Here is a 6,870-nt window from a genome sequence, read left to right as displayed (position 1 = left end):
GTCTGGGGGGTGACGCCTACGGTTACTCGGCGTCGGGGTCGGCGGCCTGACGAGCGGGGGCTCGTGGCGCCGGGACCGTGTGTAACGACCCGGGGACCGGGGTCATTCCCGGGGGCTGGCCCCCAGCTCGGGCGGTGCCCGAAGCGGGCCGGTCGTGGGGACTGCAACGACCGGGGGGCCGGGGTCATTCCGTGGCCCACCTGCCGGCACCCTCATCGTGGCGGTGTCCGGTCGGTCGTGGGGACTGCAACGACCCTGCGCCGGTTGGCATTCCAACCCGCGCGACCTGCACCCGCGAGGCGGGAGCGAGCCGGTGATGCTGCGATCGTCAGGGTGTGTAACGACCCCGGGCCGGCCACGATTCCGGCCCACGGATGCGACCGGTCACACCCCAGCATCACCCGGGATGGGACAAATCGCCCACGGGTCGTTCCGTCGGCCACGCGGCGAAGACTCCATCCGAGCATGATCAACTCGTGCTCCACGGAAAGCGGGGTATCCAGGACTCCCGGACACCCCGACTTCACCAAACCCGAGTCGATCAAGAGCGGGCCGACCGTGCCGAAAGCGCACAAGACGGACTTTCGACGCGGCTGGCGCCCGTCGGAGCGTTCCGACGGGCGCCAGCTTCAGTGCGATCCGGGCGCGGCCCGGTTGTGCGGTCAGTGCGCCGCACCGCCGAGGCGCTGGCGGCGACGCCAGGCCAGGGTCAGCAGCAGCATGATCGCGCCGGCGCCGACCAGGCCACCGCCGAGCTTCATGGGTGTGCCGAGGCTGTCACCCGTGACGGGCAGCGGCTGCTTCTTGTGCAGCACCCGCAGCTCGGTGCTGGCGGTACGCCCGGACTCCCGGCCGGTGGCGGTGAAGGTCAGCAGACCCGTCACCGACGGCTTGTAGTTCCGGGTGAAGCGGCCCTGGCCGTTGGTGTACGCCGTGAAGCTCAGGGGCGCGCTCGCCTGGTACGCCACCGGGGCCATGGCCACGGTGCTGCCGTCGCTACGGCGAGCAGGGGCCTGACCGGCGGCCGGAGCGGCAAACGGGGTGACCGTCACGGTGATGTCGACGGTCTCGTTCGGTCCGAAGTTGGTACCGGTCAGCACGACCGTCTCGCCGAGGAAGATCGTCGGTCGGTTGACGGTCAGCGACGCGGCGGTCGGCGGGTAGGGCGGCGGTTGCGGCGGGTCGGTGGTCGCGCTGGGCGTCGGCTGCGGCTGTGCCGCCCCCGCTGCCGTCGGCACGGCCACCACGGCCAGGCCGACCGTGAGCGCCATGATGATGCGGGATAGCCGCATGATTGGTTCCCTCCTACTGATCACAGCTTGGTGCGGAATGAACTTGGGTGGTCCAGGGGCTGGCGGTGGGGGTCAGCCACAGCTCGGCCTGCCCGACGCCGGTCTTGGCCGTCAGCACGGTGATTTCCAGCGCCCTCTCGGCACCAGGGCCGATGTCGACGCTGGCCGTCGCCACGTGGCGGCGGCGTTCGGTGCCGCTGCCGAGCGCTGTTTCGGCCCCGTCCAGCCGGGCCTCAAGCACCGCTCCACCTGCCGGGCTGAAGATCGACACCAACGTGCGGGCGGTGTACGGATCGCCAGCCAGACCGAGGCCGAGCACGGATTCGCTGAGTCCGGACTTCGGTGCCGTTGAGCGCAGGGTCACCCGTAGCCGGAGCTCACGGCGGCCGTCGGGCCGGCATTCGCCGACCGTCAGGTTCGCCGTCGGCCGCAGGTAGTAGCCGAGCTTCGCGCCGCTGCCGTCGTTGAGGAACACGCCGACGGTCGGCACGGTGTCCTGTTCCGGAAGCGTCCCGGCCATCCGGCTCTCGCCGAACGTCCGCTGTTCCTCAGGTCGGGCACTCCAGAACAATATCCGGCGTTCGGTGATAGCACGGTCAAATGCGGACAACAACACCCGAGGGTTGACATTCTTCTTGAAGAAGGTGTCGAACACCGAGGCGGCCGAGGCCGCGAAGAAGTCGTCCTGCTGTTTGACGTCGAGACGCTGGTAACTGTCATTGAGCAGGGTCTGCACGACCTTCTCGCTGGCCAGCGGGACGCCGCCGGGGACCATGACCGGGCCGGTGGCCTTGAGCAGGTAGGACAGCACCACCGGGTCGACGGCGAGCACACCGTCGACCGTGGTGCCGGTCTTGCGCCGGAACATCTCGCGGTACAGCGCGGCGGCGGTCGGAAAGTGCGGGGACAGGTTGACGTCGGCGGGGTAGATGCCGGGCAGGTCCGTCCAGAGCGCCCGGGTCTCGGCGGGGACCTTCACCGCCGGGGTGAACCGGCCGAGCGAGGCACTGCTGCCCTGCTTGCCCATCTCCACCCTGCCGTTCTCCGCCTCGATCATCGCGTACGCGCCGAACATGCCGCCGGTGGCGCGCAGCTCGGCGAGGTTCTGCGAGACGAGCAGGTACCGTCGCGGGCCGTTCGCGCCGAGCAGTGGCGGCAGCAGGCGGGCGCCCTGGTCGGCCGCCGTGGTGAGGCTGGCCAGCCGGTCGATCTCGGCGCGCAGGTCGGTCAGCGCCTGCCGGATCTGACTGACCAGGCTGTCGGCCGGAACCGCCGCCAGGTTCTGCCGCGTACGCTGCACCGACTCGTGCACCTCGGTCAGCTGTGTCGAGACGGCGGCGAGTCGGGCGAGATCCACCCGGCCGCCGGTCGGCACCAGGCTGGTCAGATCCGTCCGGAGCAGGGTTGGGAACGCGTGCCGGGCCAACTCGTCGATGGCGACGGCGATCTGCGTGACGGCGTCGAGGTCGTCACCCGCGATCGGAGTGTGCCGTCCGAGGCCCCAGCTCGGGTCGGTGGTTGCCGCCCGGGCCGCGCCAGCCTGCTCCTGGAGGGCGGCGAGCGTCCGCAGCGCACGGTCGGTGTCGCCGCCGACCACCTGGGCGCTCAGCTCGCGGGCCAGGCCAGCGGCGTTGAGCAGGTGAGCGCGCGCCTGCCAGCCGCGGAAGCCGATCCACCCGCCGGTCGCCAGCAGCAGCGAGCCGACCACCAGGGCGCCGAGGAGAGCCCGTCGCAGTCGGGCACGCCGACGACGCCGGGACCGGCTTCGCCGCCGGATCGGTCGTTCGCTCTCCGTCACACCACACTCCCGTTCACGGAACCGGACAGAAGGTCGATTCCCTGACGTTCTTAGCACGTTGCAGGGAAGTTCGTACCGTTATTGCGCTTACCGCCCCTTAAGCGAGGTTTCCTCGCGGTTCCGCGAGGGGTTGCGCGACACGGCCGGCCGCCTCGTGCAGCAGCCGCTCGATCTGGTCCACCCCGGCGGGCAACGACATCTCCCGCAGGTACGTGGCCCGGCCCCGACGACCCATTTCGGTGCGGGTCGGCGGCGGAATGGTGGCGGCCAACCAGAACCGGTCGGCCAGCGCCGCCCAGTCCTCCGGCGGACAGGACAGCCCCGCCCGAGCCCGTTCGACCAGCTCGGCCGTGTCCCCGCCGGCCGAGGCGATCACCGGTGCGGCGCAGGAGAGCGCGGCCTGGAGCTTGCCGGGCACCGTGCCGCGCAACTCCGGAAGATCGCGCAACATGACCAGTTGGTAGTCGGCGGCGGCGTACAGCTCGGGCATGTCGACCGGCGAGCGTCGCGTCACGAAGCGGACGTTCTCCGCGCCCAGCTCGGCGGCGAGCCCCCGCACCCGCCGCTCCGCCTCACCCGAACCGACCAGGACGAGATCCATCGTCCGATCCAGCGCCGCGGCGGCCCGGACCGCGGTCTCCAGCCCCTGCCGCGCGCCGATGGTCCCGGCGTGCATCACCACGCACCGACCGTCCCGACGGATCAACTGACGGGCCGCCGCGCCGGGCGTCGCCGGGTGGAAGATCCGCTCGTCGGTCCAGTTCAGCACCAGCCGGACCCGGGCCGGGTCGGCGCCGGCGGCGACCACCAGGTCCCGCATCGACGGCGCGGCGACCGCGATTCGCGCCGCGCTCCGGTAGATCCGGGCCATCGTGGCGCGCATCCGCGCCGCCCAACGTCCCTCGACCGCCTCGTCCGCGCCGTCGCGGGCCCAGACATCCTGCACGTGCAGCACCGCCGGCACCCGCGCGAGCAGCCGGAGCACCCCGGCCGCCGCGAACGTCGTGGCCGGCAGTTGGAAGACGTAGAGCGCGTCCACGTCGCCGAGGAACCGGCGTGCGACCAGGCCCGCGCTGCCGGCGAAGGAGAGGTAACTGGCCATTCGGGCGCCGGTGGACGCGCCACCTCCCGGGTAGCGGGGCACCCGTCGAACGCTCAGCCGTTGGCTGTGCGTCTCGTGGTGCCACCGCTGCCGCCAGCCGGGATAGACGTGCCCGCCGGGATAGTCCGGAAAGCCGGTGAGCACCCGCACCTCGTGCCCACGCGCGGCCAACTCCTCGGCCAGACTCCCGGGGATGAACGCCGGCTCGGGCGGGAAGTGGTACGACAGGATGCCGATCTTCACCGGTGCTCCCCCGTCCCGCAGGGATCGCCGGTGGCCGGCGCGGCACCACGACCGTCACGCGTCCGGCCCGCGTACGATGCCGACAACCCCTCCCTGCGCGGCCACCGGCGTCGACGCACCGCCCTCGCGGTGTGCACGCCTGCGTCCGCACCGATGAGAGGGGCACCGATGGCTGATCGCGTGTTGTTCGTCTGCCACGCCAACCTGTGCCGGTCACCGATGGCCGAGTACCTGGCCCGCCGGCTGCTGGCCGACCGACCGGTCGAGGTGGCCAGCGCCGGCACCGACGCGATCGACGGGCTGACCATGCACCCGTACGCCATGGAGGTCGCGACCGAGAGCGGCGCGGATCCGGCGGTGTTCCGGACCCGGGGACTGCGCCCCGAGTACCTGGTCGACGCGACGCTCGTGCTGACGGCGACCCGACGCCAGCGCTCGGTCTGCACCGCGTTGGCGCCAGGAGCGCTGCACCGGACGTTCACGCTGCGCCAGTTCGGCCGGCTGGCCGCGGCGGCCGAGCCGCCCGCCGAGTCCGCCGACGACCCGTTGCGGGCGGCGATCGCCGCCGCCGCCCAGGCCCGGGGACGGCTGCAACCCGCCGCCCCGGACGAGGACGACCTTCGGGACCCGATCGGCGGCACCGCGGCCGACTTCCGACGCTGCGCCGAGGAGATCGAACGGTCGCTGCGACCCCTCGCCGCGCTCATCGGGGCAGCCGGGTGAGTTCCTGGGTGTGGTCGGGGACGCCGTTCACCCCGTCGGTGGCCACGCTGTGCCGACCGGACGCGGCCCGGTCGGCCGGCACCGACGCCGCGGCCGTCGAGGCGACCACCCGGTATGCCTCGTACTGGTAAGCCTCGGCCTTGGCGACCTTGGCCATGTTCAGCACACAGCCGAGCAGCCGGACCGAGACCGAGTGCAGTGACCGGGCCGCCGCGGCGACCTGCGTGCGCGAGGTACGACCCTGCTGGGTCACCAGCAGCGCACCGTCGGCCTGCACGGCCACCACCACACCGTCGGTCACCGCGAGCAGCGGCGCGGTGTCGATGATCACGATGTCCGCCGACTCCCGCAGCGCCAGCAGCAGGTCCGACATGGCCTTGGAGCCGAGCAGTTCGCTCGGGTTCGGCGGGGCCGAACCGCTGGGCAGCACCAGCAACGACTTGTCTCCCCAGCGCTGTACGACGTCGCCCACCTTCACGTCGCCGACCAGCACGTCGGTGAGGCCGACGCCGGCGTCCAGGCCCAGGTAGTCGTCGACCTTCGGGCGACGCAGGTCGGCGTCGACCAGCAGCACCCGCCAGCCGGCTTCGGCCAGCGCGATGGCCAGGTTGCAGGAGAGGGTGGTCTTGCCCTCGCCCTGCAGGGCACTGGTCACCGCGATGACCCGGGCCGGCTCGTGGACGTCCACGAAGCGCAGGTTGGTCCGCAGCTTGCGGACCGCCTCGGCGCGCGCCGAGGTCGCGGCGTCGCCCACGATCAGCGGGGCGCTGCGGGCGCTGGCCTCGAACGGAATCTCACCGAGCAGCGGGCTGCCGGTGGCGCGTTGCAGGCCGGCGGCGTCGCGCAGTCGGACGTCGGCGACGCCGCGCAGGATCGCCAGACCGATGCCGAGGATCAGACCGACCAGGCCGCCGAGGGTGAGGTTGCGGACCGGCTGCGGCGAGACGGGGTTGGCGCTGACCCGCGGACCACTTACCATCTCGATCTTGATGGGCGTCTTGCCCTCCGGCGTCGTCTCGACCTTCTCGACGAGCTCGACGAACTTCTTGGCGAGGCTCTCCGTCACGCGCAGCGCACGGGTCTGGTCGGTGTCGGTGACCGTCGCGCGCAGCAGGACGGTGCCGGTCTCGGTGGAGGTGCTCACCCGGCGCTGCACCTCGTCGGCGGTGAGGCCGACCGGCGTCTCGGCCACCACGCTCTGCGCCAGCCGGTCGCTGCTGAGCAGGTCGGCGTACGACTTGACGCGCTGCTGGAGGAAGAGCCCGCCCTGGTAGGCGTCGGTGACGCCGGTGCTGGGGGTGGTGACGAAGAAGGTCACCGAGGCGACGTACCGAGGTTGCGCCCGTACGGTCAGGAACGCCGAGACGCCGAGAGCCACCATGACCGTGACCAGCGCGACCCACCAGTGCCGACGCACGTGGCGCAATTGGCGGAGCAGGTCCATCAGGAGCGCCCCCGTGCCGGTCCGGTTACGGCAAAGAACTTCACGAAAACCCCCAAGGTCGTCTCTAAACTCGTGAAACCATTAAAGCGGTTCATACGGCTTATGTCCGGAGTTACGTATTTTCCGGCCGCGAGATGTGCGCCCGCATGACCAACCCGACAAACGTCCATTCGGCAGCGGCGACAACCGGGAAAAAAGTCGAGGGCCGATCGGACGGCGCGGATCGGCCCAGCTGTCGCTGTCGACCACGACGCCGGATAGGGTCGAC

Annotated in this window: 5 protein-coding genes; 1 reads left to right on the top strand and 4 read right to left on the bottom strand. The window is 71.5% G+C overall.

What is annotated here, in order from left to right:
• Nucleotides 1–662: 662 nt before the first annotated feature.
• The 3 genes from AB0J33_RS15510 to AB0J33_RS15500 form a co-directional block, all read right to left on the bottom strand.
• Nucleotides 663–1,292, bottom strand: a complete 630-nt coding sequence (locus AB0J33_RS15510) for a hypothetical protein (RefSeq protein ID WP_363613913.1) — start codon at nt 1,290–1,292, stop codon at nt 663–665.
• 13 nt (nt 1,293–1,305) lie between these two features.
• A complete protein-coding gene (locus AB0J33_RS15505) occupies nt 1,306–3,090 on the bottom strand; it encodes a DUF4012 domain-containing protein (RefSeq protein WP_363613911.1) in 1,785 nt (594 codons plus the stop codon).
• A gap of 97 nt (nt 3,091–3,187) precedes the next feature.
• On the bottom strand, nt 3,188–4,435 hold the full coding sequence (locus tag AB0J33_RS15500; RefSeq protein ID WP_363613909.1) for a glycosyltransferase family 4 protein: 1,248 nt from the start codon (nt 4,433–4,435) through the stop codon (nt 3,188–3,190).
• A 168-nt stretch (nt 4,436–4,603) separates the two neighbouring features.
• Between AB0J33_RS15500 and AB0J33_RS15495 the strand changes: the two genes are divergently transcribed.
• A complete protein-coding gene (locus AB0J33_RS15495; RefSeq protein WP_363613907.1) occupies nt 4,604–5,158 on the top strand; it encodes a low molecular weight phosphatase family protein in 555 nt (184 codons plus the stop codon).
• Here the strand turns inward: AB0J33_RS15495 and AB0J33_RS15490 are convergent.
• Nucleotides 5,139–6,602 (bottom strand): polysaccharide biosynthesis tyrosine autokinase, encoded by a 1,464-nt coding sequence (locus AB0J33_RS15490; protein ID WP_363613905.1) that lies wholly within the window; start codon nt 6,600–6,602, stop codon nt 5,139–5,141. The genes AB0J33_RS15495 and AB0J33_RS15490 overlap by 20 nt on opposite strands.
• Between the last annotated feature and the right edge of the window lie 268 nt (nt 6,603–6,870).

Origin of the sequence: Micromonospora sp. NPDC049645, from assembly GCF_040675155.1 — a bacterium.
Classification (GTDB): Bacteria; Actinomycetota; Actinomycetes; order Mycobacteriales; family Micromonosporaceae; genus Micromonospora.
The sequence above is the reverse complement of the archived record's forward strand: the minus strand, read 5'-3'. Positions and strand labels throughout refer to the sequence as shown.